General features: G+C 72.7%; 27 protein-coding genes and 1 tRNA gene. 14 read left to right on the forward strand and 14 right to left on the reverse strand.

Annotated features, from left to right (window positions below):
• Positions 1-33: 33 nt before the first annotated feature.
• Positions 34-579 carry a CGNR zinc finger domain-containing protein gene (locus tag GKC29_RS06575; protein WP_155329968.1) on the reverse strand — a complete coding sequence of 182 codons (546 nt, stop codon included), beginning with the start codon at positions 577-579 and terminating at the stop codon, positions 34-36.
• 87 nt (positions 580-666) lie between these two features.
• On the opposite strand from GKC29_RS06575, the gene GKC29_RS06580 reads away from it, so the two are divergent.
• Positions 667-1626: a DMT family transporter gene (locus GKC29_RS06580; protein ID WP_155329969.1), complete on the forward strand. Its 960-nt coding sequence runs from the start codon at positions 667-669 to the stop codon at positions 1624-1626.
• A gap of 178 nt (positions 1627-1804) precedes the next feature.
• Positions 1805-3493 (forward strand): S8 family serine peptidase, encoded by a 1689-nt coding sequence (locus GKC29_RS06585; protein ID WP_155329970.1) that lies wholly within the window; start codon positions 1805-1807, stop codon positions 3491-3493.
• Between the two features lie 133 nt (positions 3494-3626).
• On the opposite strand, the gene GKC29_RS06590 is transcribed toward GKC29_RS06585, so the two are convergent.
• Both GKC29_RS06590 and GKC29_RS06595 read right to left on the reverse strand, forming a co-directional pair.
• On the reverse strand, positions 3627-4562 hold the full coding sequence (locus GKC29_RS06590; protein WP_155329971.1) for an endonuclease domain-containing protein: 936 nt from the start codon (positions 4560-4562) through the stop codon (positions 3627-3629).
• 199 nt (positions 4563-4761) lie between these two features.
• Complete coding sequence (locus tag GKC29_RS06595; RefSeq protein ID WP_196255826.1) at positions 4762-5529, reverse strand: IclR family transcriptional regulator; 768 nt, start codon at positions 5527-5529, stop codon at positions 4762-4764.
• 63 nt (positions 5530-5592) lie between these two features.
• Between GKC29_RS06595 and cysS the strand changes: the two genes are divergently transcribed.
• Positions 5593-7008: a cysteine--tRNA ligase gene (gene cysS, locus GKC29_RS06600; protein WP_155329972.1), complete on the forward strand. Its 1416-nt coding sequence runs from the start codon at positions 5593-5595 to the stop codon at positions 7006-7008.
• Positions 7008-8129, forward strand: a complete 1122-nt coding sequence (rlmB, locus tag GKC29_RS06605; protein WP_155329973.1) for a 23S rRNA (guanosine(2251)-2'-O)-methyltransferase RlmB — start codon at positions 7008-7010, stop codon at positions 8127-8129. Before cysS ends, rlmB begins: the two co-directional genes overlap by 1 nt.
• A gap of 62 nt (positions 8130-8191) precedes the next feature.
• Here rlmB and GKC29_RS06610 read toward each other — a convergent pair whose 3' ends face one another.
• On the reverse strand, positions 8192-9283 hold the full coding sequence (locus GKC29_RS06610) for an ABC transporter ATP-binding protein (RefSeq protein WP_155329974.1): 1092 nt from the start codon (positions 9281-9283) through the stop codon (positions 8192-8194).
• 334 nt (positions 9284-9617) lie between these two features.
• Here GKC29_RS06610 and GKC29_RS06615 point away from each other — a divergent pair.
• Positions 9618-9694 (forward strand) — tRNA-Thr (locus GKC29_RS06615).
• Between the two features lie 127 nt (positions 9695-9821).
• Here the strand turns inward: GKC29_RS06615 and GKC29_RS06620 are convergent.
• Positions 9822-10124, reverse strand: a complete 303-nt coding sequence (locus GKC29_RS06620; RefSeq protein WP_155329975.1) for a hypothetical protein — start codon at positions 10122-10124, stop codon at positions 9822-9824.
• 642 nt (positions 10125-10766) lie between these two features.
• Here GKC29_RS06620 and GKC29_RS06625 point away from each other — a divergent pair.
• Positions 10767-11861, forward strand: a complete 1095-nt coding sequence (locus GKC29_RS06625; protein ID WP_196255827.1) for an ice-binding family protein — start codon at positions 10767-10769, stop codon at positions 11859-11861.
• A gap of 109 nt (positions 11862-11970) precedes the next feature.
• Here GKC29_RS06625 and GKC29_RS06630 read toward each other — a convergent pair whose 3' ends face one another.
• From GKC29_RS06630 to GKC29_RS06645, 4 genes are all read right to left on the reverse strand, one after another.
• Positions 11971-12828, reverse strand: a complete 858-nt coding sequence (locus GKC29_RS06630; protein WP_155329977.1) for an alpha/beta fold hydrolase — start codon at positions 12826-12828, stop codon at positions 11971-11973.
• Complete coding sequence (locus GKC29_RS06635; protein WP_230688942.1) at positions 12828-13280, reverse strand: DUF1801 domain-containing protein; 453 nt, start codon at positions 13278-13280, stop codon at positions 12828-12830. Before GKC29_RS06635 ends, GKC29_RS06630 begins: the two co-directional genes overlap by 1 nt.
• A 156-nt stretch (positions 13281-13436) precedes the next feature.
• Positions 13437-13685 (reverse strand): flavin reductase, encoded by a 249-nt coding sequence (locus tag GKC29_RS06640; protein ID WP_155329979.1) that lies wholly within the window; start codon positions 13683-13685, stop codon positions 13437-13439.
• Positions 13685-13897, reverse strand: coding sequence for a hypothetical protein (locus GKC29_RS06645; RefSeq protein ID WP_155329980.1), 213 nt, complete (start codon positions 13895-13897; stop codon positions 13685-13687). The genes GKC29_RS06640 and GKC29_RS06645 overlap by 1 nt, the downstream gene beginning before the upstream one ends.
• Before the next feature lie 203 nt (positions 13898-14100).
• On the opposite strand from GKC29_RS06645, the gene GKC29_RS06650 reads away from it, so the two are divergent.
• Genes GKC29_RS06650 through GKC29_RS06665 form a run of 4 tightly spaced genes read left to right on the forward strand, consistent with a single transcriptional unit; the run spans position 14101 to position 15907 of the window.
• Positions 14101-14847 (forward strand): DUF5753 domain-containing protein, encoded by a 747-nt coding sequence (locus GKC29_RS06650; RefSeq protein WP_155334016.1) that lies wholly within the window; start codon positions 14101-14103, stop codon positions 14845-14847.
• Entirely contained in the window at positions 14835-15029 is a 195-nt protein-coding gene (locus GKC29_RS06655) for a DUF397 domain-containing protein (protein WP_155329981.1), read from the forward strand. The genes GKC29_RS06650 and GKC29_RS06655 overlap by 13 nt, the downstream gene beginning before the upstream one ends.
• 18 nt (positions 15030-15047) lie before the next feature.
• The gene (locus GKC29_RS06660; protein WP_155329982.1) at positions 15048-15452 is read left to right on the forward strand and encodes a helix-turn-helix domain-containing protein; all 405 of its coding nucleotides are present in this window, start codon (positions 15048-15050) and stop codon (positions 15450-15452) included.
• A 35-nt stretch (positions 15453-15487) separates the two neighbouring features.
• On the forward strand, positions 15488-15907 hold the full coding sequence (locus GKC29_RS06665; RefSeq protein WP_155329983.1) for a VOC family protein: 420 nt from the start codon (positions 15488-15490) through the stop codon (positions 15905-15907).
• Positions 15908-15977: 70 nt separating this feature from the next.
• On the opposite strand, the gene GKC29_RS06670 is transcribed toward GKC29_RS06665, so the two are convergent.
• The gene (locus GKC29_RS06670) at positions 15978-17273 is read right to left on the reverse strand and encodes an SdrD B-like domain-containing protein (protein ID WP_155329984.1); all 1296 of its coding nucleotides are present in this window, start codon (positions 17271-17273) and stop codon (positions 15978-15980) included.
• Positions 17274-17395: 122 nt separating this feature from the next.
• Here GKC29_RS06670 and GKC29_RS06675 point away from each other — a divergent pair, with 122 nt between their 5' ends.
• Positions 17396-18013 carry a histidine phosphatase family protein gene (locus tag GKC29_RS06675; RefSeq protein ID WP_155329985.1) on the forward strand — a complete coding sequence of 206 codons (618 nt, stop codon included), beginning with the start codon at positions 17396-17398 and terminating at the stop codon, positions 18011-18013.
• A gap of 30 nt (positions 18014-18043) precedes the next feature.
• Positions 18044-18457 (forward strand): ASCH domain-containing protein, encoded by a 414-nt coding sequence (locus tag GKC29_RS06680; RefSeq protein WP_155329986.1) that lies wholly within the window; start codon positions 18044-18046, stop codon positions 18455-18457.
• Positions 18458-18564: 107 nt separating this feature from the next.
• Here the strand turns inward: GKC29_RS06680 and GKC29_RS06685 are convergent, their stop codons facing one another.
• Positions 18565-19227: a type 1 glutamine amidotransferase domain-containing protein gene (locus tag GKC29_RS06685; protein WP_230688943.1), complete on the reverse strand. Its 663-nt coding sequence runs from the start codon at positions 19225-19227 to the stop codon at positions 18565-18567.
• A 72-nt stretch (positions 19228-19299) separates the two neighbouring features.
• On the opposite strand from GKC29_RS06685, the gene GKC29_RS06690 reads away from it, so the two are divergent.
• Together GKC29_RS06690 and GKC29_RS06695 are read left to right on the forward strand one after the other, a co-directional pair.
• The gene (locus GKC29_RS06690; RefSeq protein WP_155329988.1) at positions 19300-20184 is read left to right on the forward strand and encodes a LysR family transcriptional regulator; all 885 of its coding nucleotides are present in this window, start codon (positions 19300-19302) and stop codon (positions 20182-20184) included.
• A gap of 216 nt (positions 20185-20400) precedes the next feature.
• Complete coding sequence (locus GKC29_RS06695) at positions 20401-21171, forward strand: enoyl-CoA hydratase/isomerase family protein (RefSeq protein WP_155329989.1); 771 nt, start codon at positions 20401-20403, stop codon at positions 21169-21171.
• Between the two features lie 441 nt (positions 21172-21612).
• Here the strand turns inward: GKC29_RS06695 and GKC29_RS06700 are convergent, their stop codons facing one another.
• The 3 genes from GKC29_RS06700 to GKC29_RS06710 all read right to left on the reverse strand — a co-directional run bounded on the left by GKC29_RS06700 (position 21613) and on the right by GKC29_RS06710 (position 24450).
• A complete protein-coding gene (locus GKC29_RS06700) occupies positions 21613-22056 on the reverse strand; it encodes an HNH endonuclease (protein ID WP_155329990.1) in 444 nt (147 codons plus the stop codon).
• Between the two features lie 325 nt (positions 22057-22381).
• Entirely contained in the window at positions 22382-23929 is a 1548-nt protein-coding gene (locus GKC29_RS06705; RefSeq protein ID WP_155329991.1) for an FAD-dependent oxidoreductase, read from the reverse strand.
• A gap of 38 nt (positions 23930-23967) precedes the next feature.
• Entirely contained in the window at positions 23968-24450 is a 483-nt protein-coding gene (locus tag GKC29_RS06710) for an MSMEG_6728 family protein (RefSeq protein ID WP_155329992.1), read from the reverse strand.
• Positions 24451-24492 lie beyond the last annotated feature (42 nt).

The following is a 24492-nucleotide window of genomic DNA, read 5'->3' on the forward strand; positions in this document are numbered from 1 at the left end:
ATTGACGACATCAGCTCCAAAGCTTCCGATCGGTCACCTCTTTCCGGCGGCCTTGCGGGCGCGGTAGGCGGTGACGGCGGCGCGGTTGCCGCAGCCGGCGTCGCAGAAGCGGCGGGACCGGTTCTTCGACAGGTCGACCAGGACGTTGTCGCAGTCGGGGTGGTCGCAGATCCGTAGCCGGCTCAGCTCGCCGCTGCGGACGAGGTCGGCCATCGCCATCGCCGCCTCCACCGCCATCCGGACGGCGAGAGGCGCGTCGCGGGGCACGGCGTGCAGGTGGTACGGCTCGTTGTCGTGCGTGATGAGCTGCGGCAGGGCGTCGTTCTCCCGGAGCAGCCCGTTGACGATCGCCACGATCTCGTCGGTGTCGGCGTGCCAGAGCCGGCGCAGCCGGGGGCGCAGCCCGCGGACGGCCTCCAGCTCCGCGTCGGTGTGCTCGTGCCGTCCGCTGTACGCGTGGGCGACGAAGAACTCGTCCAGGGCGGCCACGTCCGGCAGGCCCTCGCCGTCGCTGCCGCCGGTGTTGACCAGTGCGGCGGCGGCGATGAGCGAACACTCGGTGTCATGGGCAAAAAGCAACTTGACTCCTGTCAGGGTGCCGGCCTAGCGTCATTGGCGTAGGCATAGTTTGCCCGTGACACCACCGGATCGCCAAGGAGAGTCCCGATGCGCCAACCATCCGTCGGCGGTGCCGGCCTCGCCCTGGCCGTGTTCTCCGCGCTGACGTTCGCCACCTCCGGCACGTTCGCGCGGTCGTTGATCAACGCCGGCTGGTCGGCGGAGGCCGTGGTGGTAGCCCGCGTCGGCCTGGCCGCCCTGGTCGTGGCGTTGCCGGCGGTGCTGGCGCTGCGCGGACGCTGGCCGGTGCTCCGCCGCAATGTCGCGTCGATCGGCGTCTTCGGGCTGCTCGGTGTCGCCCTCGCCCAGGTGTGCTTCTTCAACGCCGTGCGGTACCTGCCGGTCGGCGTCGCGCTGATGCTGGAGTACCTGGGCATCGTGGTCGTCGTCGGCTGGATGTGGCTGGCCCACGGGCAACGCCCGCGCCGGCTGACCGTCGCCGGCTCGGCCGCGGCCCTGGCCGGGCTCGCGCTCGTGCTCGACCTGACCGGCGCCGGCCGCCTCGACCCGGTGGGCGTGCTCTGGGGGCTCGGCGCGGCGATCGGGCTGGCCGGCTACTTCGTGCTCGCCGGGCGGGTCGACGCGAACCTGCCGTCGGTGGTCATGGCCTCCGGCGGGATGGCCGTCGGGGCGGCCGTGCTGCTGCTCCTCGGACTGGTCGGCGTGCTGCCGCTGCGGGCGACCTTCGGCGACGTCGACTTCGCCGGGCAGCGCGCGAGCTGGCTCCTGCCGGTGGCGGGGCTGGTGCTGGTGGCGGCGGTGATCGCGTACCTCTCCGGGATCGCCGCGGCGCGCATCCTCGGCGCCCGGCTGGCGTCCTTCGTCGGCCTGACCGAGGTGATGTTCGCGGTGCTGATCGCCTGGCTGGTGCTGGACGAGCTGCCGACCCTGGTACAACTGCTCGGCGGCGGGTTGATCGTCGCCGGAGTGGCCCTGGTACGCCTCGACGAGCCTCGCGACACCCCGGCGGCGGGCGAGCCGGAGCCCGCGCTGGCCGCCGGCCGCTGACGGCTGGGAACGGTGGGCGCCGGGGCGCGCCGAAGTGTCCACTTTGACGGACCTGCCCGGCGTCTCGGGCCGTCTTAGGGACGAAGACGATCTGTCGGGCGTAATGGGGTAGGTGTCTGGCGTAAAGCGTTCCGGTGTTGTGTGATGGCTGCCACGTCCCTCAACGAGAGGATCCGATGTGAGCAAGCGTTTCACCGCTGGTGCCGTCGCTACCGCAACGGCCCTGGCACTGACGGTGACCGGGCTGGGGGTGCCGGCGGGTGCCGCACCCGCCAACACCCGCACATTCACCGTCGTCTCCGAGAACGGCGTCACCGCTGACGCGGCCATCGCCGCGATCCGGGCGGCCGGGGGCACGGTGGTGTCCCGGACCGACGACGTCGGCATGTTCCAGGTCACCAGCGACCGGGCTGACTTCGCGGCCCGCGCCACGGCCGCCTCGGCCCTGATCGGTGCCGCCGAGCAGAAGGCCATCGGTCGCAAGCCCAAGGTCGACCGGGTCGAGCAGGAGCACCTGCTGGCCGCCGCGGCCGCCAAGGGCTCCGGCGAGCGCCGGTCGGCGCGGATGGACCCGCTGGACGAGAAGCTGTGGGGTCTGGACATGATCCGGGCCGACAAGGCCCGCAAGGTCGAGCCGGGCGACCGGCGCGTCACCGTCGGCGTCCTGGACACCGGCGTCGACGCCAGCCACCCGGACATCGCGCCGAACTTCGACTGGAAGCTGTCCCGCAACTTCGCCCCCGACATTGTCGACGTGGACGGTGAGTGCGAGGTCGCGAGCTGCGTCGACCCGGTCGGCACCGACGACGGCGGCCACGGCACGCACGTGGCGGGCACCATCGGCGCCGCCGCCAACGGCTTCGGCCTCTCCGGCGTCGCGCCGAAGGTCTCCCTGGTCGAGCTGAAGGGTGGCCAGGACTCCGGCTACTTCTTCCTGGAGCCGGTGGTCAAGTCTCTGCTGCACGCCGGCAAGGCCGGCCTCGACGTGGTCAACATGTCGTTCTACGTCGACCCGTGGCTCTACAACTGCACCGCCAACCCGGCCGACTCGCCCGAGGACCAGGCCGAGCAGCGCGCCATCATCGAAGCGATGAAGCGGGCGCTGAACTACGCCCACAACCGGGGCGTCACGCTGGTCGGCGCCCTCGGCAACAACCACGAGGACCTCGGCGACCCGCGGGTCGACACCTCCAGCCCGGACTACGGCGACACCCCGCCGTACCCGCGGCCGATCGACAACGACAGCTGCTGGGACCTCCCGGCGGAGGGCCCGCACGTCATCGGTGTCTCCGCGCTCGGTCCGTCGGGCAAGAAGTCCGACTTCTCCAACTACGGTACGGAGCAGATCAGCGTGGCCGCGCCGGGTGGCTGGTTCCGAGACGGCTTCGGCACCGACACCTTCCGGACCGACGCCAACATGATCCTCTCCACGTACCCGAAGAAGGTGCTCCAGGAGGAGGGCTCGGTCGACGAGGACGGCAACGTCGTGCCGGAGGCCGCGACGTTCGTGTTCAAGGAGTGCAAGCGCAACGGTGAGTGCGGGTACTACACGTACCTGCAGGGCACCTCGATGGCCGCGCCGCACGCCTCGGGCGTGGCCGCGCTGATCGTCAGCAGGTACGGCAAGCAGCAGGGTCGGGCCGGCTACGGCATGAACCCGGACCTGGTCGAGCAGCACCTGTACCGCACGGCCGCCGAGCACGCCTGCCCGGAGCCGCGGCTCCAGCAGTACCGCAACGAGGGCCGCGACGAGACCTTCGACGCGTACTGCGCCGGTGGGCTCAACTTCAACGGCTTCTACGGGTACGGGATCATCGACGCGTACGCGGCGGTGACCAGCCCGCTCAAGCCGAACGCCCGCCCGTAAGGGCCAGATCGACCCTGGGGGCCCGGTCGACCGTCGCGGTCGGCCGGGCCCTCCGGCTCTGATCGACTCCGGTTCATGGAAGTCGGGCCATCGGTGCGTGGTGGATACCGCGACTTCATGGAAGTCGAGTCGATCAAGGACGCCAACCGCGCGAGGTGAGCGCGGCGCGCACCTCGGCGGCGATCTTTGGGAACTCCTGATACAGGCGACGACTGGTCACGTGCAGCACCAGCCAACCAGATGTCACGAGCTGGTTGAGCCGCTGGCGGTCGAGGTGGAGCCGCTCCCGGTCGTGGTGCCAGTGGCCGTCGTACTCGACCGCCACCCGGTACTCCGGCCACGCGAGGTCGGGATGGAGGACGCGGCCGGTCGGCAGGCGGACCGGATGCTGGGCGACCGGTCGGGGCAGGCCCGCCAGGGCCATCCGCACCCGTAGGTGCGACTCGGGTGGTGACTGTGCACCTGGGTCGGCGAGATCGAACACCCAGCGGGCCCGCTTCCCGCCGGGCCGGCCCCCGCGTAGACCCGCCTCCGCCAGCAGCGCCGACCGCGTGGTCAGGCCCTGTCGGAGCAGCGCGTCGAGGATGCTGACCGCCCGGACCGGTTCCAGCCAGACAGCGGTCTCCCACGCGGCCTGGGTGGGCCCCGTTCGAGCGCAGCCGCCGTCGGACGTCGGCGAAGAGGCCGGATTGCCTTCGCGCCCCGGCCCGGAGGGATGATCGTCCGCCCCGGCGACGTGCAGCCGGATGCCCTTCTGCGCGCCGACCCGGCGGGACTGGGGGACGAGCACGTGGACATCGTCGGCGAAGGTGGCCGCGTGTTCGACGCCGTGCAGGTACGCGGCCGAGGGGCCGGCGAACAGCGCGCCGTCCGGCAGGCGCAGCGCGGCGGCGCGGCACGCCAACGCGTGATCCCGCTCCAGCCGCGCATCGGCGTACACGTCGTGGCGGAGGCGGACCCAGGCCGAGCTCCGGAGCTGATGCTCGGTGAGCAGCCGTCGACGGACGGCGTCCGAGCCACGGAACACCTGCCAGGCGAGGGTGGCGGGCCGATGCGGTCGAGGTGGCATGCCGACCAGCGTGCGGCGTCCGGTGGTGTGGGGACAGACCTGTGGACAACCGCCGGCCCCGTCCCCGCCGTCGCCTGTGAACAAACCGTGATGCGGCCGGTCAGGTGTGGTACAGGCGAGATCAACTCGTCATCCTGGAGGTCGGGCTGTCGCAGTGACTCGGAAACCCCGACCTCAATGACGTCGAGTGGATCAAGGGTCAGCGGAGGGCGGCGGCGACGGCGGTGGCCGCCGCGAGCACCTGCGCGCCGACCATCTCGGTGTCCAGGGCTGCCAACGACACCACGCCGACGCTCGCCTCCAGGCCGGGTACGCCCAGCACCGGCGCCGCCACCCCGTACGCCCCGGACTGCAACTCCCCTGCGGTGCTCACCGGGCCGGCGGCGCCCGACCGGCCGGCGAGGATGGCCCGGCCCGCGGCCCCGCGTTCCAGCGGATGCCGTGCCCCGGTCCGGTACGCCACGTGGAACGCCGTCCAGCTCGGCTCCACCACGGCCAGCGCGACGCCCTCGCCGCCCTCGACCACGGTCAGGTGGGCGGTCGCGCCGGCCTGCTCGGCGAGCCGGCGCAGCGCGGGCAGCGCCCCCTCGGCCAGCAGCGGCTGGGCCCGCCGGGCGAGGTGCAGCACACCGGCCCCGAGCCGCAGCCGGCCGTCGGCGTCGCGGCGCAGCATCCCGTGCGCGGTCAGCGGCGCGACCAGCCGGTAGACGGCCGCGCGGCCGATGGCCAGCCGGTTCGCCGCCTCCGTGACGGTCAGCCCACCGGGCGCGTCGGCGACCAGGTGCAGCAGCCGCAGCCCGCGGTCCAGGGTCTGTGCGCTCTCACCCCCGCGCACCTCGGTCCCACCGCGTCCACCGGCCGCCGGAGCCACCCGGGCCGGCGGCGCGCCGGTCGCCTGGCCGGTGCCGGGCGGCAGCTCGGGGTCCCGGGCCGTCGGGTCGCTGCCGGGTCGGGCGGTGGTGTCCACGACCAGCAGCGTACGACCCGGCTCCGGGCGACCCGGAAAAGCGGGGACGGATACCCTTGTACGGTGACGCTACGCCTGTATGACACCGCCACCCGATCGGTGCGGGACTTCGTCCCGCGGGAAGCCGGCAAGGTGGGGGTCTACCTGTGTGGTCTCACCCTCCAGGCGCCGCCGCACATCGGGCACCTTCGCTCCGGCGTGAACTACGACGTGCTGCGCCGGTGGCTGCTCGCGCACGGTCTGGAGGTCCGGTTCGTCCGGAACCTCACCGACATCGACGACAAGATCCTCGTGAAGGCGCAGGAGCAGGGCCGGCCGTTCTGGTCGATCGCGTACGCCAACGAGTTGAAGCTCGCCGCCGCGTACCGGGCGCTGAACGTGCTGCCCCCGACGTACGAGCCGCGGGCGACCGGGCACATCCCGGAGATGCACGAGCTGATCGCGAAGCTCATCGACACCGGGCACGCCTACCCGGCCACCGACGGCTCCGGCGACGTCTACTTCGACGTGTGCTCCTGGCCGGCGTACGGGGCGCTGTCCAACCAGTCCCCGGACGACATGCAGTCCGCCGGCGACGCGCCCGACCGGGGCAAGCGCGACCCGCGCGATTTCGCCCTGTGGAAGGGCGCCAAGCCGGAGGAGCCGGCGGACGCGTACTGGCCGTCGCCGTGGGGACGGGGCCGGCCCGGCTGGCACATCGAGTGCTCGGCGATGTGCTGGCGCTACCTGGGCGCCGAGTTCGACATCCACGGCGGCGGGTTGGACCTGACGTTCCCGCACCACGAGAACGAGCTCGCCCAGTCGCAGGCGGCCGGGCTGTCGTTCGCGCGGTTCTGGGTGCACCACGGCCTGCTCAACATCGGCGGCGCGAAGATGGGCAAGTCGCTGGGCAACACGCTCGACCTGACGTACGTGGACTCGCTCGGGGTCCGCCCGGTGGAGCTGCGCTACTACTACGCCGCCGCGCACTACCGGTCGGCCATCGACTACTCGGAGGACGCGCTGCGCGAGGCGGCCGTCGCGTACCGGCGTGTCGAGGGCTTCGTCCAGCGGGCCGCCGAGCGGGTGGGCGCGGGGTCGCTCGGCGAGGTGCCGGCCGCCTTCGCCGCCGCCATGGACGACGACCTCAACACGTCGGCCGCGCTCGCCGTGGTGCACGAGGTGGTCCGGGACGGCAACACCGCCCTGACCGGTGGCGACGATGTGACCGTGCGCACCGCACTCGGCCAGGTGCGCGCCATGCTGGATATCCTCGGTGTCGACCCCCTGGACCCGGCGTGGACCGGTGGCGGCGGCGCGGAGGACCTGCGCGCCGTGGTGGACTCCCTGGTGGCCCTGGCCCTCGAGCAGCGCGCGCAGGCGCGCAGCCGGAAGGACTGGGCCGCCGCCGACGCGGTACGCGACCAGCTCAAGCAGGCCGGCGTGGTGGTCGAGGACACCCCCCAGGGCCCCCGTTGGACTATTGGAGAGCAGGACTGATGGCCGGCAACTCGCAGCGCCGTGGCCGGCGACTGACGCCGAAGAAGGGCGCCACGAAGGGCTCCGGCGGCAAGGGTCGGGACGCCCTCGCCGGGCGGGGTCGCACCCTGCCCGCCGACGAGCGGCCGTGGCACAAGGCGTACTCGGGCACCGAGAAGCTGCCCCAGCGCACCGCCTGGAAGCAGGAGAAGGAACGCCGGGCCGCCACCGAGGAGGGGCGCGCCCCCAAGATCGGCCAGCCCGGCACGAAGGACACCACCTGGGGCAGGGGCGGTGGCCGGGGGGTACCCGCCGGCAAGGGCGGCGGGAAGGGCCGGCCGGCCGGCCGCGGCGGCCCCCGGGTCGCCCCGGGCCGCAAGGCCAACCCGGCGAAGGACGCGCCGGAGCTGCTGGTCGGCCGCAACCCGGTGCTGGAGTCGCTGCGGGCGAACGTGCCGGCGACCGCCCTGTACGTGGCGCAGGGTATCGACATCGACGACCGGGTCAACGAGATCGTCCGCACCGCCGCCGACCGGGGCATCGCGCTCCTCGAGGTCAGCCGCGCCGAGCTGGACCGGATGACCGGCGGCGTGCTGCACCAGGGCGTCGGGCTGCAGGTGCCGCCGTTCGCGTACGAGCCCTTCGAGGACCTGATGGCCGCCGCCCTGGAGCAGGCCGCGCCGCTGCTGGTCGCGCTGGACGGGGTCACCGACCCACGCAATCTGGGCGCCGTGATCCGGTCCGCCGCCGCGTTCGGCGCGCAGGGTGTGTTCGTACCCGAGCGGCGGGCCGCCGGGATCACCGCGACCGCCTGGCGGACCAGCGCCGGCGCGGCCGCGCGCGTCCCCGTCGCCCAGGTGACCAACCTGACCCGGTCGCTGAAGGCCTGCAAGGAGGCCGGCTTCATCGTGGTCGGCCTGGACGCCGACGGCGAGACCGACCTGTACGACCTGGAAGCCGCCGTCGGCCCGCTCGTGGTGGTGGTCGGTTCCGAGGGGCGCGGGCTGTCCCGGCTGGTCGGCGAGACCTGCGACCTGACCGTCAGCATCCCGATGATCTCCGACGTGGAGTCGCTCAACGCCAGCGTCGCCGCGGCCGTGACCCTCGCCGAGGTGGCGCGCCGCCGGGCCGTCGAAGGCTGACGGTTCCGTAGACACACGAAAAGGGGCGGTCCGCCGAAGCGGGCCGCCCCTTTTCTCGTACGTCAGATCCGGACGCCGGTCTTCGCGTGGAAGACGTGGCTGCGGCCGGTACGCGGCTTGACGAACACGGTGTCACCCATGTTCGGCATGCTGCGCCGGTCGGTGCGGACGACGAAGCGCTCGTTGGCGCCACCCAGCGCGGCGTGGCCGTAGACGTTGGCGTCCGAGCCCAGGTCCTCGACCAGCTCGACGACCACCGGCATGCCGCCCTCGGTGGGGCTGACCAGGTCGCAGTCCTCCGGGCGGAAGCCCACGGTCACCTTGCCGTCGCCACCCTCGGCGCGGGCCGCCTCGACCTGCTCGCGGGTGAGCGGGACGTACATCTCGGCGAACTCGGCGCCCTTGTCGTTCAGCGGCACCGTCTTGATGTTCATGGCCGGGGAGCCCATGAAGCCGGCGACGAAGACGTTCGCCGGGGTGTCGTAGAGCGCCCGCGGGGTGTCGACCTGCTGCAGCTCACCGTCGAGCAGGACGGCCACCCGGTGACCCATGGTCATGGCCTCGACCTGGTCGTGGGTGACGTAGACGGTGGTGACGCCGAGCTTGGCCTGGAGCGACGCGATCTGCGTACGGGTCTGGACCCGCAGCTTGGCGTCGAGGTTCGACAGGGGCTCGTCCATGAGGAAGACCTGCGGCTCGCGGACGATCGCCCGGCCCATGGCCACCCGCTGGCGCTGGCCGCCGGAGAGCGCCTTCGGCTTGCGGCTGAGGAAGTCCTCCAGCTGGAGCAGCGCCGCCGCCTCCTTGACCCGCCGGTCGATCTCCGACTTCGAGGTCTTGCGCAGCTTGAGCGCGAACGCCATGTTCTCGTACACCGTCATGTGCGGGTAGAGGGCGTAGTTCTGGAAGACCATCGCGATGTCGCGGGCCTTCGGCGGCAGGTGGGTGACGTCCCGGTCGTCGATGTAGATCGAGCCCTGGTCGACGTCCTCGAGGCCGGCGAGCATGCGCAGGCTGGTGGACTTGCCGCAACCGGAGGGGCCGACCAGGACCAGGAACTCGCCGTCGCCGATCTCCAGGTCGAGCTGGTTGACGGCGGGCCGCTCGGTGCCCGGGTAGATCCGGGACGCCTTGCTGTAGGTGACCGTAGCCATGGGGGGATGCTTCCTTTCACCGGCAGGAACGTGCCGGACGATCCGAGTGAAGGAGCGACCGGCACCCTGCGGGTACCGGCCAACGGCCAACACCCCGTCTGTCGAGGTGTCGACCGTGTCACTGCACGGTAATCGCCTTTTTCTGCGGTGCCAAGGTGAGGAAGCCGCGGGGGAGACCGACGGCATACGCATACCGGTCACTCGGGCACGGTGCGGCACCAATCGACGCAGATTGCGGCCGGGTCGGGTCGGCATGTTGACGTTTCCCGTGCTCGGGACGCCTGGCGCACGGGAAATCCGGACGTCAGTCGCTATGCTGACCACGGCACCACGCGCCCCTGTAGCTCAGCTGGCCAGAGCACTCGCCTTGTAAGCGAGATGTCGCCGGTTCGATCCCGGCCGGGGGCTCCAATTCCACCAGCAACTCGCAGCGGGCTTTCGTGGGCGAGGGCCGGTTGGCAGCAACCGCCCTCATGACCGCGCCGAAGACCCGCCGTGGCCGCCACGACGTACCGAGGCGTGGGGCCGGCGGACCGGCCTAAGCCGTGGGTCCCGGAGTCGGCGGCCCACCGTCCAGGCCGCGAACCTGGGGCGCTTCGATGGTCGCCACGCCCTCCGCATTCCCTCGGCGACGACCAAACGTGTGCCACACGTGCCAGCCCATGAGCGCACTGATCAGCGCGTAGACTGCTGCGGCCCGCCACATTTCAGCATCATGCGACGCTGCGGCCACGACCGCTGTCACGGTGCCGATACACATGATGGTGAGGAGGACGACCCGCGCGGCTGGCCACTTGATGTACGCCTTGACGATCCAGTACATGCCGACGAACGGGATCACCAGGATGACCCCGACAAGCCACAGACAACCCGCTGCGCCCGAAAGGTTCGGCGCGGGGTTCGGCCGTGAGCGTGCGGTGGAGCGGGAGCGAGTGACGCGGTGTTCATTGACCCAGTGGCCACGCCTCCAATGCCTACGACGCCGATAGGTCGTCATGGGGCTCCCTCGTAGGCACGGGCGATCGCTGGCCTTGTCGCAACTGGACTGGAAGCCCACCGCCACGTCAAAGGTGGAAGAGGCCCCCGACGCGCCGAGGGCCTCCGCGACTTTCCTCAAGTGTCAGCAAGAGAACCCGGAAGGAGAGCCTTAGGCGCCGCACGGGCAGAGTACCTATCAAGATCCAGTACAGCAGTCGTCCAAACGGATACCTCGGGTTGTCAGAGGTCGCCGATCTCTCGGTGCCGCAGGTGGGTGCAGTGGGCGACCGTGGCGTCGTCGGGGGCCCGGGCAGCGGGGCTTCCGGCGGTGTGCCCGGCTGTTCCCGGTCGTCCCGTTTGCCGGGCGGCGAGGGGCGTCCAGCGGCTCCCGGGCCCGGTGCCGCAGGTTTGCCGGCGAGGTCGGCGGGGAGGCGGTAGCGCGGACCGGCCGCCGCGACGCGGACGGTTCGGATGCCATCACCGTCACAGCGAACGGATGCCAGCCATGACAAGCGACTTCGCACGCAACGCCGGCACGGGACTTCGCTTTGCCCGGTCGGCCTTCCTGGGGTCGAGTCTGGTCTTCGCCGGACTGGCCCCAACGCCTGCGGCGACCGCCACCGCGGCCGACGCGCCGGTCGACCTGAGGACGGCGGGCACCTACGCGGTCCTCGCCGACGGTTCGGTGACGAACAGCGGGGACACCGTCGTCAACGGGGACCTCGGGGTGCACCCGGGCACGGAGGTGACCGGATTCCCGCCGGGCGTGGTGAACGGGCAGGTGAACGCGGGCAACGCCGCGGCGGAACGGGCGCAGTCCGACCTGACCACCGCGTACGAGGATGCGGCGGGACGACCGTCGAGCCGGACGGTCGGGCCGCAGCTCGACGGCCAGACGCTCACTCCGGGGGTGTACCGGGCGTCGGCGGACGCGAATCTGGACGGCACGCTCACGCTGGACGCGCAGGGCAACGCCGGCGCGGTCTTCATCATCCAGGTGGACTCCGGCCTGACCACCGCGCAGAACAGCGACGTGCGGGTGGTCAACTCTCCCGGACCGGCCTGCAACATCTTCTGGACGGTCGGCGACTCCGCCAACCTGGGCACCAACACGTCCTTCGTCGGCCGGATCATGGCCGTCAACGCGGTCACGCTCGAATCCGCCGCGAAGATCGAGCAGGGCGGGGCCCTGAGCCGTGACGGTGCGGTCACGCTGGACACCAACGCGGTCGACCGGTCCGACTGTGCGGCGCCGGCGGCGCCGACCCGGGCGCCGAGCCCGACCAGCCCGACGCCGGCGCCGACCGTGAGCCCGACGTCGCCGAGCCCGAGCCCGACGACGCCGCGCCCGACCCGGACCACGCCGAGCCCGACGTCGCCGACGCCGAGCCCGACCGGCACGACGCCGAGCCCGACGACGCCGAGCCCGACGACGCCGAGCCCGACCGGCACGACGCCGAGCCCGACCACGCCGAGCCCGACGACCCCGGAGCCGGACGAGACGGAGCCGGAGACCGCCGCGCCCGGGCCGGACCTGACGGTCCCGGGGGCACCGGGGACAGAGGTCCCGCCGGAGGCGGCGGGCACTGACAACGGGTGATCCGCCCGACCGGAGCGGCGTCCCAGCGGGCGCCGCTCCGGCCACGGCGGACGTTTCTGCGCGTACCCCCGAGGGGTACGGGCGTCGCGGCTGCCGTGGGCGGCAGGCGTCAGGTGGCGGTGAGGACCTGGCGCAGGGTGACGGCGAACGCGTCCGGGTCGCCCTGCATGCCGAACTCGCCGCTCATGAAGCCGGCGTGGTGGCTGGGGAAGGTGACCGCCGTGGTGCCGAGCCGCTCGGCGACGGCCAGCCCCGCCCGGTGGGCCAGCTCGCCCGCGGACGCGGCGCCGACACCCACCACGATGCGGGTCGGTGCCGCCCGCAGGGCGTCGAAGTCGGGCTCGTAGTGCGTGCAGGTCATGATGTTCTGGCCGAACATGGGGTCGCCGCGGGTGCCGTCGTCCTCACTCGGCAGTCCGAGGTCGGCCGGGGACGGCGCGGGCCGCTCGGCGAACCCCGCCGGGAGCGGGCCCCGATGGCTGACGACCGCGATGAACTTCGCCATCGCCGGGCCGAAGCCCTCCCGGTCGTACGTCCGGCGGATGTGCACGACCGCCGCCAGCGCCTCCTCCCGGTCGGGCAGCACCTGGGCGGCGGGCGGCTCGTGTGCCACCAGGGTGCGCACCTGCTCCGGGTGCCGGGCCACCAGCGCGAGCGCGTTCACCGCGCCGCCGCTGCTGGCGAAGATGTCGACCGGTCCACGGCCGAGCGCGTCGATCAGCCGGTGCAGGTCGTCGGCGTGCTGTTCGGGCGTCGACTCGGCGCCGTCGTCCGTCCGCTCGCTCCGGCCGATCCCGCGCGGGTCGTACGTCACCACCGTGCGGTCGCCGAAGTGCTCCGCCAGGCTGGCGAAGCCGCTGGCCGCCATCGGTGACCCGATCATCAACAGGATCGGCTCGCTGGTCGCCTCGGCCTCGCGGACGTCGTAGTGCAGGACGGCGCCGGGCACGTCGAGGGTGTGCGGCATCAGTCGCCCTTCCTGTCGTGGGACGCCCGGTCGACGCCCTTGTGGACGCGTACGGTGCGCTCGACGAGCTCACGTAGCGCGCCCTCGTCGACGTTGTCGAGCCGCTTGAGGTAGAGGCAACCCTTGCCGGTCTTGTGCGGACCGAGCCGGGTGAGCAGCGCCGGGTAACGCTCCTCGTAGCCGCCGACCAGGTAGACGACGAGCTGCTGCCTGCGCGGCGAGAAGCCGACCAGCGGCCAGTCACCCGTGCGCCCGCTTCCGTAGGTGTAGCGGTAGCTCCCGAAGCCGACGATGCTCGGCCCCCACATCACCGGCGGCTCACCGGTGATGTCGCGCAGGATCCCGCACAGGCGGAGCGCGTCGGCCCGCCGGCGCTCGTCGGGAACCGCCGCGAGGAACTCGTCGACACTGGCGTCGGTCGGCACGGTCACCGGCTGCTTCGATGTGGCCACGACGGCGATGCTGCCACGCCGGTACGACATCCGCCCGGATTCGTCCGCAGCAGCGACGGCAGCCGGTCAGGGAGCACCGGCGGCGGTGCGCGGCCCACCGATCTTGGAAGAATCCGACCCCTGGAGGGGCCCGATTCCTCCAAGATCTCCAAGCGGTCAGTCCCGGGCTCGGGCCCAGCCGGTGAAGCGTTCCGTGAGGCGGGCCGGCGGGACGTCGTGGTCGAGCGCGGCGAGCTGTTCGGCCGCCTCGACCTGAAGGGTGGCGAGGTAGATCAGCAGGGCGGCCCGGTCATGGCGGTACTCACCGAGGAGCCGTAGCTTCGCCGGCGAGCACGGCCAGGCGATCCCGCAGGCGACGCACCGCCAGGTCGGCCGGGACGGCACGTGCTCGGGGCGGCGCGGCATCAGGGCCGGGCCTCGTCGCGGGCCCACGGCAGGGCCGCCGGCACGGGGAAGGGCCAGGCCCGGAACACGACCGTCCCGGCGCCCTTCCAGCACTCGTGCGGGCCGTCGTGCCCGGGGACGAGATTGCAGGTCGCGCGCCAGCGTCCCGCGCCGTCGACCGCACCGCAGATCTTTCCGAGTACGCGGGCCGCGTCGTAATCCGCAAGACTCACGAGCCTGCCGCCTCCCTCGACCGTTGGAGGGGCCGCCCCACCCGTCCTGCCGGGACGGCCCCGCGACTGGACGCGACCGCCGGGCTTCGGGTACCTCCACCGGCCGCGCCGTCCACAAAGAACCCTGCACGCTGTTGCCGACCGGATACACAGCGTTGCAGGATGTGCTCGGGACGTTCGGGATGAAGGAGGGCCGCCAGGGGATGAACCGGTTGGTGATGGTCGCCATGACGGAGGCAGGGGAGACGGCCGAGAGTCTGGCCGCACAGGTTGGAGTGGACCCGAAGACCGCACAGCGTTGGGTGACCCACGGACGGATCCCGCAGACCCGGCACCGCGCCCAGGTGGCATCGATCCTCGGGAAGGACGTCCTGGAGCTGTGGCCGGACGCGTTGAAGCGCCGCGAGCCGGCCTGGTTCCGGCCCTGGACAGACATCGAGCGCGAGGCCACCGGGCTGCGCTGGTACGAGCACGCCGTTCTACCAGGACTTCTCCAGACCGAGGCATATGCCCGAGCCGTTCTCGCCAGCGGTCCACTCAACGCCGATGCGGAGGTGTATGTCGAGTCCCGGCTCCGGAGGCAGGCTGCGGTGCTCGACCGTCCCCGGCCGCCGTTGACGGTGTGCGTGATCGATGAAGCGGCGTTGCGCCGGGGCCCCGCCGAGATCATGCACCCGCAGCTCGATCATCTCGTGGCGATGGCCGAGCGGCCGAACGTCATGGTGCACGTGGTGCCGTTCACGGCAGGGCTGCACCCGGGTCAGGCCGGCCCGTTCATCATCGCCACGACGGCGGACGGTGAAGAGGTCGGCTACCTCGATGACCAAGCGGCCGGGCGCATCACAAACGACGTTGCCGCCCTCTGGGCTGTCTGGGATACCGTGAGGTCCGTTGCACTTCCGCGAGACCAGTCCATCGACTTTCTGCGAGCACGAACATGGCTGACCTGACCCGCGCGCGATGGCGTACCAGCACCCGTAGCAGTTCGAACGGCGGCGCGTGCGTCGAGGTCGCCGACAACCTGCCCGGCGTCGTTCTCGTGCGCGACACGAAGGACCGCGACGGCGGCACCCTGGCGTTCACGCCAGCCGCCTGGCGGGCCTTCGTCGTCCAGGTCGCCGAACGTGCCTGAGCCGGCCCCGACGAGCACGTGAGCAGGGCCACCGAGGAGACCAACCGGGCGATGCTGCGCGCCCGCGACGCCATGGACCGGGCGTACGCGGACCCACTCGACATCCCCGCCCTCGCGAAGATCGCGTACGTCTCCGAGGCGCACTTCATCCGGACCTTCCGGGCGACGTTCGGCGAGACCCCGCACCGCTACCTGCAGCGCCGGCGGGTGGAGCGGGCCATGGACCTGCTCCTGAACACCGCGCAGGGCGTGACGGACATCTGCTACGCCGTCGGCTTCAGCAGCCTCGGCACGTTCAGCCGTACCTTTCGGCAGATCGTCGGCGAGTCGCCCACCGACTTCCGCAAGCGGCGGACGGCGCCGGCCGCGCCGGTGCCGAGCTGCTTCACCAAGGCCTGGACCCGGCCCAGCAGTTTTGGATAAGCAGCAGGTCAGGGGCGACCACTAGCGTTCCCGGCATGACGATGAACGCGATTTCCCGCTCCCAGATCTACGTCCTCGACCAGGACGAGGCGCTCGACTTCTACGTCGGCAAGCTCGGCCTGGAGGTCAACACCGACCAGGACCTCGGCTTCATGCGCTGGCTGACGGTCAACGTGCCCGGCGACCCGCAGCGCGAGATCCTGCTGGAGCGGCCCGGCCCACCGAACCTCGACCCGGCCACCGCCGAGCAGGTCCGCGAGCTGCTCACCAAGGGCGCGGCGGGTGGCTTCCTCTTCATGACCACCGACGACGCCCACAAGACGTACGAGGACCTGGTCGCCAAGGGCGTCGACATCACCGACGAGCCGATGGAGCGGCCGTACGGCATCGACTTCGGCATCCGCGACCCGTTCGGCAACAAGATCCGGATCGGTCAGATGTTTCCCCGGGGCTGAGGAGCCGGACGCCGGCCCCGGACCGGGGCCACGGCGGAGACACCCGTCGCGGCCCCGGCACCCGAACCGGTCAGGACGTCACGACGCCCACGTCGACCACGGTCTCCGTGCCTGCCGCCACATCGATCACGACGCTCCCGGCGAAGAGGTAGTAGCTCCCCGGATCCGTCAGGGGCACGACGTCGGAGTCCGTCGCGTCGTCACCCACGTTCGGCGGGCTGAAGGAGCGCGTGTAGTACGGATCGACGGCGGCCTGGACAACGTACCGCCCGGGCTTCACCGGGAGCTGCCAGGTGCCGTCCGGGCTCACCGTGACCGGGTGCTCGAGCGGATCGCCGTCGGCTGGGTCCTGCCGGAGGACCGTCATCCCCTCGACCGCCCAGTCGGCACCGGTCTCGCCGGCCTCGCGGATGCCGTCCCGGTCGTGGTCCGTCCAGACCAGGCCGCGCAGGATGCCGGGCTCGACGACCGTGACGGTGGCGCTGGCCTCGTTGTTCGCCGTGTTCTCCTCGGTCGTCGAGGAGGACTTGACCGTCGCCGTCGCCACCGGAGCGTCGCCCGGGGCGAGCTGCTCGACCGCCATCGTGATGGTCAGCGGCTCCGAGGTGGCACCCGTGGCCAGGCCGAGCGAGTAGGCGCAGCCGTACGACGTGACGCCCGTGACGGTGTCCGTGCCGAGGGAGCAGTCCCAGCCGTACGGGCCGTTGCCCGTGACGCCGCGCATGCCGGCCGGGACGGGCAGCTCGACATGGACGCCGTCGGTGGCGGCCCCGCTGTTGTGGGCCTCGATCCAGTACGTGACCTGGCCGCCGACGATCACCGAAGTCGGCTTGGCGACCATGCTGACGGTCAGGTCCGGCGCGACGTGCCGGTAGGTGACGGAGCCGCTGTTGTTGGTGAGCACCTCCTCCTTGCTGGTGGTGGTCGCCACCGCACCGACCACCACCGACTCGTCGGTGCCACCCGGAGGGACGTAGACGCCCAGCCGCAACGACGGCGCGGTCACCTCGCCGGCCGCCAGTGAGCCGTACGAGCAGGTCCAGACCGGTTCGCCATAGGTGCAGTTCCAGCCGGGCGGGGACGGGTTCTCCCCGCCGCTGCCGGGGAGGACGCCGGCGGGACGGGAGATGGTGAGCGACACGTCGTTGGCCGTGCCGGTGCCGACGTTGCGGACCTCGACGGTCATGGTCGTCCAGCCGCCCTCGACGGGGACCTCGGTCGGCTCGGCGGTCACGGTGACCCTGAGGTCGGCCCGCTTCGGCGCAGCGGTCGCCGGGGTGGCCGGCGTGACGCCGACCGCGACGAGGGCGGCCAGCGTTGCTGCGGCCGCTCGGGCCCAGCGGTTGTTGATCGTTCTCCGGTGCATGTCATCCTTCCGTATCCGAACGGATCGCACACTGCGTCCGCTCGTACGGCGTCGCACTCGTTCGATCGGTTACATAGGACGGTGAGGGCGAAGCGGCGGCTCGCGGGTTGAGGAGTGATCAGGTGCCGAGTCGACTGTTGTTCCTGACCCGGCACGGGGAGCCGGACCACCCACCGAGCGGAGAGTCGGCGGCCTCGGGGCTGTCCGTGCGGGGCCGGCGGCAGGCGTCGCTGCTCGGCGAGCGGCTGCGGGAGGCGTCCCTCGACGCCGTTCACCACGGCCCGCTGCCCCGGGCCGCCGAGACGGGCGGGCTGGTCGCCGCGGCCCTGCCCGGGGTGCCGGTGCACGTCACCGACCTCGCCGGGGACCACCTGCCGCACGACACCGACCCGGCCGGGCTGCCGCCGTCGTACGCCCGTTTCCTGGACGGCTTCCCGCCCGCCGAGCGGGCCGACGGGCCGCGGGTGACGGCGGCGGCCGTGCGGCGGTTCGCCCGGCCGCCGGTCGAGGGGGACGTCCGCGAACTGGTGGTCACCCACGCGTTCCTGATCGCCTGGCTGGTCCGGGAGGCCCTGGACGCCCCCGCCCCGCGCTGGCTCGGGCTGAACCCGCAGCACTGCGGGCTGACCGCCATCCGCTACGTCGACGGATTGCCGCCCCGGCTGGTCGCCTTCAACGACGTGGCGCACCTGCCGCCCGAGCTGCGGGGCACCGGGCTGCCGCCGGAATACCGGGTGTGACGGGGCGTCGGCACCGCTAACGTCCCGCCCATGTCCGAACTGCCCAAGGCCGAGTTCGCCTTCCCCGGCCCGCTGCGGGACCGGCTGGTCGCCGCGATCCTGTCCGGCGCGAAGACCACCACGACGGGGCTGCTGATCGGGTACGAGCACGACGGCGAGCCGCTGCCCGTGGCCGGTGGTCGCTCCGTCGTCGTTGACTCGGCCGACCGTCCGGTGGCGGTGATCGAACTGACCGACGTGCGGGTGCTGCGCCTCGGCGACGTCGACCTCGCGCACGCGCGGGACGAGGGCGAGGGGTTCGAGACGGTCGCCGACTGGCGGACCGGGCACGAGGAGTTCTGGCACGGCGCGGAGTTCCGTGACTTCCTCGGCGACCCGGACTTCACCGTCGACGATGACACCCTCGCGGTGGCCGAGCGGTTCCGGGTGGTCGAACGGCTCTGACACCTGACGGAGTCGACGCCGCACCTTCCCGGAAAGTGCGGCCTTCGCGGACGGAATGGCCGCTCTTTCCGGGAAAGTGCGCCCATGGAGGACCCACGGGACGCGCGTCAGCCCGCCTGGACGGCCGTCACCACCGCTTCGGCCAGCGCGCGGGCGGACTGCGGGTTCTGGCCGGTCACCAGGCGGCCGTCGACGATGACCTGCTCGTTCCAGTTCGGGGCGGGTACGTGCGTGGCGCCGGCCTCGGTGAGCTTGTCGGCGAGCAGGAACGGCACCTCGTCGGTCAGCCCGACGGCGGCCTCCTCCTCGTTGGTGAAGCCGGCCACCCGCTTGCCCGCCACCAGGTGGGAGCCGTCCGAGAGGCGCAGGTTCACCAGGGCGCTGGGCCCGTGGCAGACCGCCGCGACGACACCGCCGCGCTCGTAGATCGAGGCGGCGATCCGGGCCAGGTCCGGGTCGTTCGGGAAGTCCCACATGGTGCCGTGGCCGCCCGCGAACATGATGACGTCGTACCCGGTCGGGTCGACTTCGGCCGCCTTCGGCGTGTTCTCGACGCCGGCGGTGGCGAGGAAGGCGTTCTGGGTGGCGTCGTCCGGGTCGTGGCCGTCCACCGGCGGCTGACCGCCGGCCACGGAGACGAGGTCGACGTCCCATCCGGCGGCCCGGAACACCTCCCACGGTTCGGCGGCCTCACCGACGTAGAAGCCGGTGTCCCGGCCGGTGTTCCCGAGCTGGCGGTGACTGGTCAGGGCGATGAGTGTACGAGTCATGCCGACCATGCTGGCGCGCCGATCCATAGCTGACCAATAGCCGAAGGGTGCCACTGCGATAGGTTTCCTGATGTGAAGGTCTCGCTCGACCTGCTCCGCAGCTTCCTCGCCGTCCACCGCACCGGGTCGGTCACCGGCGCGGCGCACCTGCTCGGGCTCGCCCAGCCGACCGTCACCGCGCAGCTCCGGGCGCTGGAGGAGGCCGTGGGCCGGCCGCTCTTCGACCGCCGGCCCCGGGGAGTGGCCCCGACGGCCGCCGGGGACGAGCTGGCGAGACGGGTCGCCGAGCCCCTGGACCGGCTCGACGAGGTGCTGGCCGAGGACCCGGCCGAGCCGTACCCCCGGACGGTCTTCCTCGGCGGGCCGGCCGAGTTCCTCGCCGAGCGGGTCCTGCCGGCGCTCGCGGGGCTGGTCGCCGACGGGCTGGAACTGCGGGTCACCGCCGGCCTGCCCGAGCGGCTGGCCGACGACCTCGCCGCCGCCCGGCTCGACCTCGCGGTGACCAGCGTCCGCCCGCGCCGGCGCGGGCTGACCACCGAGCCGCTGTACGACGAGGAGTTCGCGCTGGTCGCCGCCCCGGCCTGGCGGGACCGGCTGCCGACCCCGGTCACCCCGTCCGCGCTGCGGGAGGTGCCGCTGGCCGCGTACGCCGAGGAGGCGCCGATCCTGCGCCGCTGGTGGCGTACGGTCTTCGACACCCGGCTGACCCGGACGCCCGACCTGGTGGTGGCCGACCTGCGCGCGGTGCTCGGCGCGGTGGTGGCGGGTGCCGGGGCGAGCGTGCTGCCGACGTACCTGTGCGACCGGCACCTGGCCTCCGGCGAGCTGGTGGCGCTGCTGCGACCGGCCGTGCCCCCGCTCAACACGCTCTTCCTCGCCACCCGCCCCCAGGCGGCCGGCCGGCGCGAGGTCCAGGCGGTACGCCGGACGCTGCTGGCGGCGGCCGCCGGCTGGTGAGGTGGGCGCGTCCAGCGTGATCCACTCCATGCCGGCGGCATTGCGCGATCAACTCGGCCGGGTTACCGCCATGCCGGGGACACGGGGTGGATCACACCGGATGGCCGGGCCGGGCGAGGTCTGCGTGACGGCCGCCACCCGCCGCGCCCGGGGCGGAGTCCGCGCCGATATGGTCGCCGCACCGGGCCGGTGGTGACCCGGGCGGGCGGAGGGAGAGTGGCGGTGGCGGACGCGGAACTCCTCGTCGAGGTGACCGGCGCGGTGGCGACGGTGGTGATCCACAACCCGGCCCGGCGCAACGCGATGACCGCGGCGATGTGGCGGCAGCTTCCGGTGCTGCTGGACAGCCTGGAGGCCGACCCGGCCGTGCGGACCCTGGTGCTCACCGGCGCGGACGGCACCTTCTGCGCCGGGGCGGACCTCGGCGACCTCGACGAACTGCTCGACGCCGGTGACGCGAGCATCGCCGTCGAGGCCGAAGAGCGGCTGGCCGCCTTCGCCAAGCCGACCGTCGCCGCGATCCGGGGCGCCTGCGTGGGTGGCGGGTGCCAGCTCGCCGTCGCCTGCGACCTGCGGATCACCGCCGACGACGCGCGGTTCGGCGTACCGCCGGCGCGGCTGGGCCTGGTCTACCCGGCGCCCACCACCCGGCGGCTGGCCCGGCTGGTCGGGCCGTCCGCCGCGAAGCACCTGCTCTTCACGTCGGAGCTGATCGACACCGACCGGGCGCTGCGGATCGGCCTGGTCGACGAGGTGCTGCCCGCCGACCGGCTGACCGCCCGGGTGGACGAGATCACCGCCGCGGTGGCGGCGCGGTCGCAGCTCACCGTCGCCGCCGCCAAGGAGATCGTCGACGGCCGCGCGGACGCCGACCGGATCGCCTGGTGGCACGGGCAGGTCCGGGCCAGCGGCGAGGCCCGCGAGGGCGTGGCCGCCGCCAACGAACGCCGCCCGGCCCGTTTCACCTGGACACCGCCGGTCGCCTGACCGCGTCACGGCGTCCGCCACCACCGTGCCGGACACCGGCCCGACACCCACCGGTGCGACGGGCACCCCGTCGATCGGGGGCCCGTCCCCGACGCAGGGCCCGTCCCCGGCCGGGGTCGCGGCGCGCGGCGGCACCGTCTCGGTGAGCTGCGACAAGAAGACGGCAGTGGTCGTGGACGTCGCACCGGCAGCCGGCCACCAGCTCGGGGAGTACGAGCCCGGTCCGGCGCGGGAGGTGCGGGTCGAGCTGGTGTCCACCGGCAGCCGCAGCGTCGTCACCGCCCGGTGCGCCAACGGTCGGCCGGTGACCCGGGTGCGGGAGGACCCTCCGATGGCCGGCCCGGACCAGACGACCCGGTCGGCCACCGGAGGGGGCCGGCGGGCGCCGCGCCGAGGTCGTAGCCTCCCGACGCGGCCCCCCGTACCCCGCCGGCCGGTTCGTCACCGCCCCGCGAGCGACGCCCACGTCGGGGTCACCGGCTCGCGCCGCAGCGGCATGCGCGCCTCGGCGGGCGTCCGGTCACCCTTGCGCTGGTTGCACTCGTAGCAGGCGGCGGTCGTGTTCCGCCACGTGTTCCGGCCGCCACGCGAGCGGGGCAGGATGTGGTCGATGGTGCCGGCCGGGCCGCCGCAGTACGCGCAGCACCGGCCGTCCCGCCGCAGCACCCCGGCCCGGGACCAGGCGGGGCCGGCGCTGAACCGCCAGCGGGTCACCACGTACCGGACGAGCCGTACCACCCGGGGAACCGGGAACACCCCGATCACCCGATCCGGCTCGGCCTCGTGGATCTCGGCGACCCGGCGGCAGAGCATCCGGATCGCGTGCTGGACGGTGACCCGGTGCAGCGGGCCGAGGTCGGCGTTGACGACGAGGACGGCGTTCACCGGCGTCTCCCTCCCTGACTGGCGGTCCCCCCGGACGACGGGAGCCGCCCGGTCCTGCTGCGGCGGACGGGGCGGCTCGACGTGGGTACGCGTCAGTCGGGCCGGCCACCTCCACCGGCACGGCAACCGTCGCCGGGCGGCACCGACGGCACACGGCTGACGTGCGGCATCGACATGAACAGCTCCCGCGGCGGTGGTTGACCTTGCGCGATCACGGTAGGGGTGGCCGGTGACCCCGGCAACGCATTTCGATCTCATCCCCGCCCCCCATGCGTGTCGATCATGAAGTTGGCGGGTGATTTGGAGATCAACTCACCCGCCAACCTCATGATCGACGGGGTGGTTGCGGGGTGTGGCGGGCCAGGAGGCCGCGCGGGCGGATCGAGTGGACCGGCTCCGCCGCCCCGCCCACGGCCCGCAGGATGTGGTTCGCCGCGACGACCCCGGTCGCCGCGGACCGCTCCATCAGGGCGCTCGGGAACTCCGTGCGGATCCCGTCACCGGCCAGAAAGAGACCGTCGGCGTCGGTGCGGACGCCCGGCCGCCACCCGTTGCTCCCCGGAACGAAGGCCGGTGCCTGCGCCTCGACGCGGGCCCGCAACTCGCGGATCCGCAGCCGGGAAGCCTCCGGCCACAACGTGCCCAGCTCGGCCCACATCCGCTCCGCCAACTCCCCGGCGGGCACGCCCGGATCGCAGGCGTACGCGTGCAGCTCCACCACTGACCCGCCGGTGCGTACGGCCCAGCGGCGGGACTCGTTCTCCAACCGGTGGTAGAGCGTCACCGAGTCCAGGGTGGCCCGCCGGGACACGCCGCTGAACACCGCCCGCCCCGGATCCACGTCCCCGTCGCACCAGTAGCGCGCCACCGCGTACGGCGGACCGGGCCGGCCGAAGACGGGCATCCGCGCCACCAGCTCGGGAGCGGCCTCGACGAGCGCCGGGGAGGCCGCGACCAGCGCGGCGAGTGCCGGCGGGTCGAGAGCGAGCACGACGTGGCGGGCGTCGTACGCCCCGCCGGTGGTCTCCACCCGCCAGCCGGCGGCGTCGCGGTGCAGCCCGGTGGCCGCGGTGCCGGTGACGATCCGGCCACCGTGCTTCTCGACGTGGCGGGCCAGCGGCTGCCAGATGGCGGTGGCGTAGTCCTCGTCGGGGCAGTCGAACGCGAGCCCCTCAGGGTTGCCGAGCAGGTAGAAGTGGAACTGCGCGATCATCTCGGCGGCCGACATCTCCGCCTCGTGGTTGAAGAACGAATGGGAGAAGACCTCGAAGAGCATCGCCCGCGCCCGGTCCGGCAGCTTGAGCGAGGTGAGCAACTCGTCGGCGGTGGTGTCGTCGAAGTCGGCGTACGTGCGCACCGGATCGTAGGTGAGCAGCGGCAGCGCGGCGTCCCGATCCATCCGGCGCAGGTCGGCGAGGCGCAGGCTGGGGCTGCGCACCAGGAGGGTGAGCAGGTTCGCCGGGGGAGCGGGCGGGAGCCGGCCGAACTCCTCCGTGGGCCAGTCGGCGGAGAGGACCGGGTAGCCGGGGATCGGTTTGAGGAAGCCCAGCGCCGGGTCGATCCGGCGGAGGATCGACCGCCAGTTGTAGTACTGCCGGAAGAACGCGTGGAACCCGTGCTCGTTCATCTGGCTGCCGTCGGGCAGGGACTCCGGCCAGGCGCCGAGCCGGCCGCCGAGGGTGGGGGCCGCCTCCAGCACGGTGACCGGCACGCCGCGCTCGGCGAGCACCACGGCCGCCGACATGCCGGCGATCCCGCCGCCGACCACGACGGCCGGGACCGGGTGCGGCACGCGGGGCGCGCCACCGCCGCCGGGGTCGACCAGGTGCCGGCGTACGCCGATGAGCCGGCCGACCACTTGCGACACCGCCATGCGCCCAATTCTGCCCGAAGTGAAAGGAAGGGGCCCTTTCACCTCAGGCAGCGGCGCTCGCGGTCGGAGGGGGGCCAGACGTACTCGAGGTCGGGGGGGACGTCGTCGCCGAAGATCGGGCGGTAGTGCCCGGGGTCCTTGCGCAGCAGGGACGAGCGGTGGCTGAGGTGCAAGTCCTCGCGGCCCAGCCAGGGCGGCAGTTCGCCGGCCTCCGCCAGCTCGTCCTGGCTGCGGATGCGGGTGATGCCGCACGCGTCGGCGAGGTCGGTCGTCATCGTGGCGGCGCAGGTGTCCGCCCGGCCGGGCTCGGACCAGACCGCGCACATGTCCAGCCCGTACCGGGTCAGCGCCTCCTCGTACCCGGCCCACATTTTCACCGCCGGGTGGTTGCGCCAGCCGTACGTCGGCCGGGTGAGGCCCCGCAGCACCTGGATGGTCTCGACGCGCTGCTTGCCGAGTCGCTTCTGGTCCAGCACCCGGGCGCTCGCCACGAAGTCCGGATACGGGAGGAATGTCTGCATGCCGGTGCTCTACCCGCCGTGAAGTCGGACATTCGTCATGAT

Source organism: Micromonospora sp. WMMC415 (assembly GCF_009707425.1).
Classification (GTDB): domain Bacteria; phylum Actinomycetota; class Actinomycetes; order Mycobacteriales; family Micromonosporaceae; genus Micromonospora.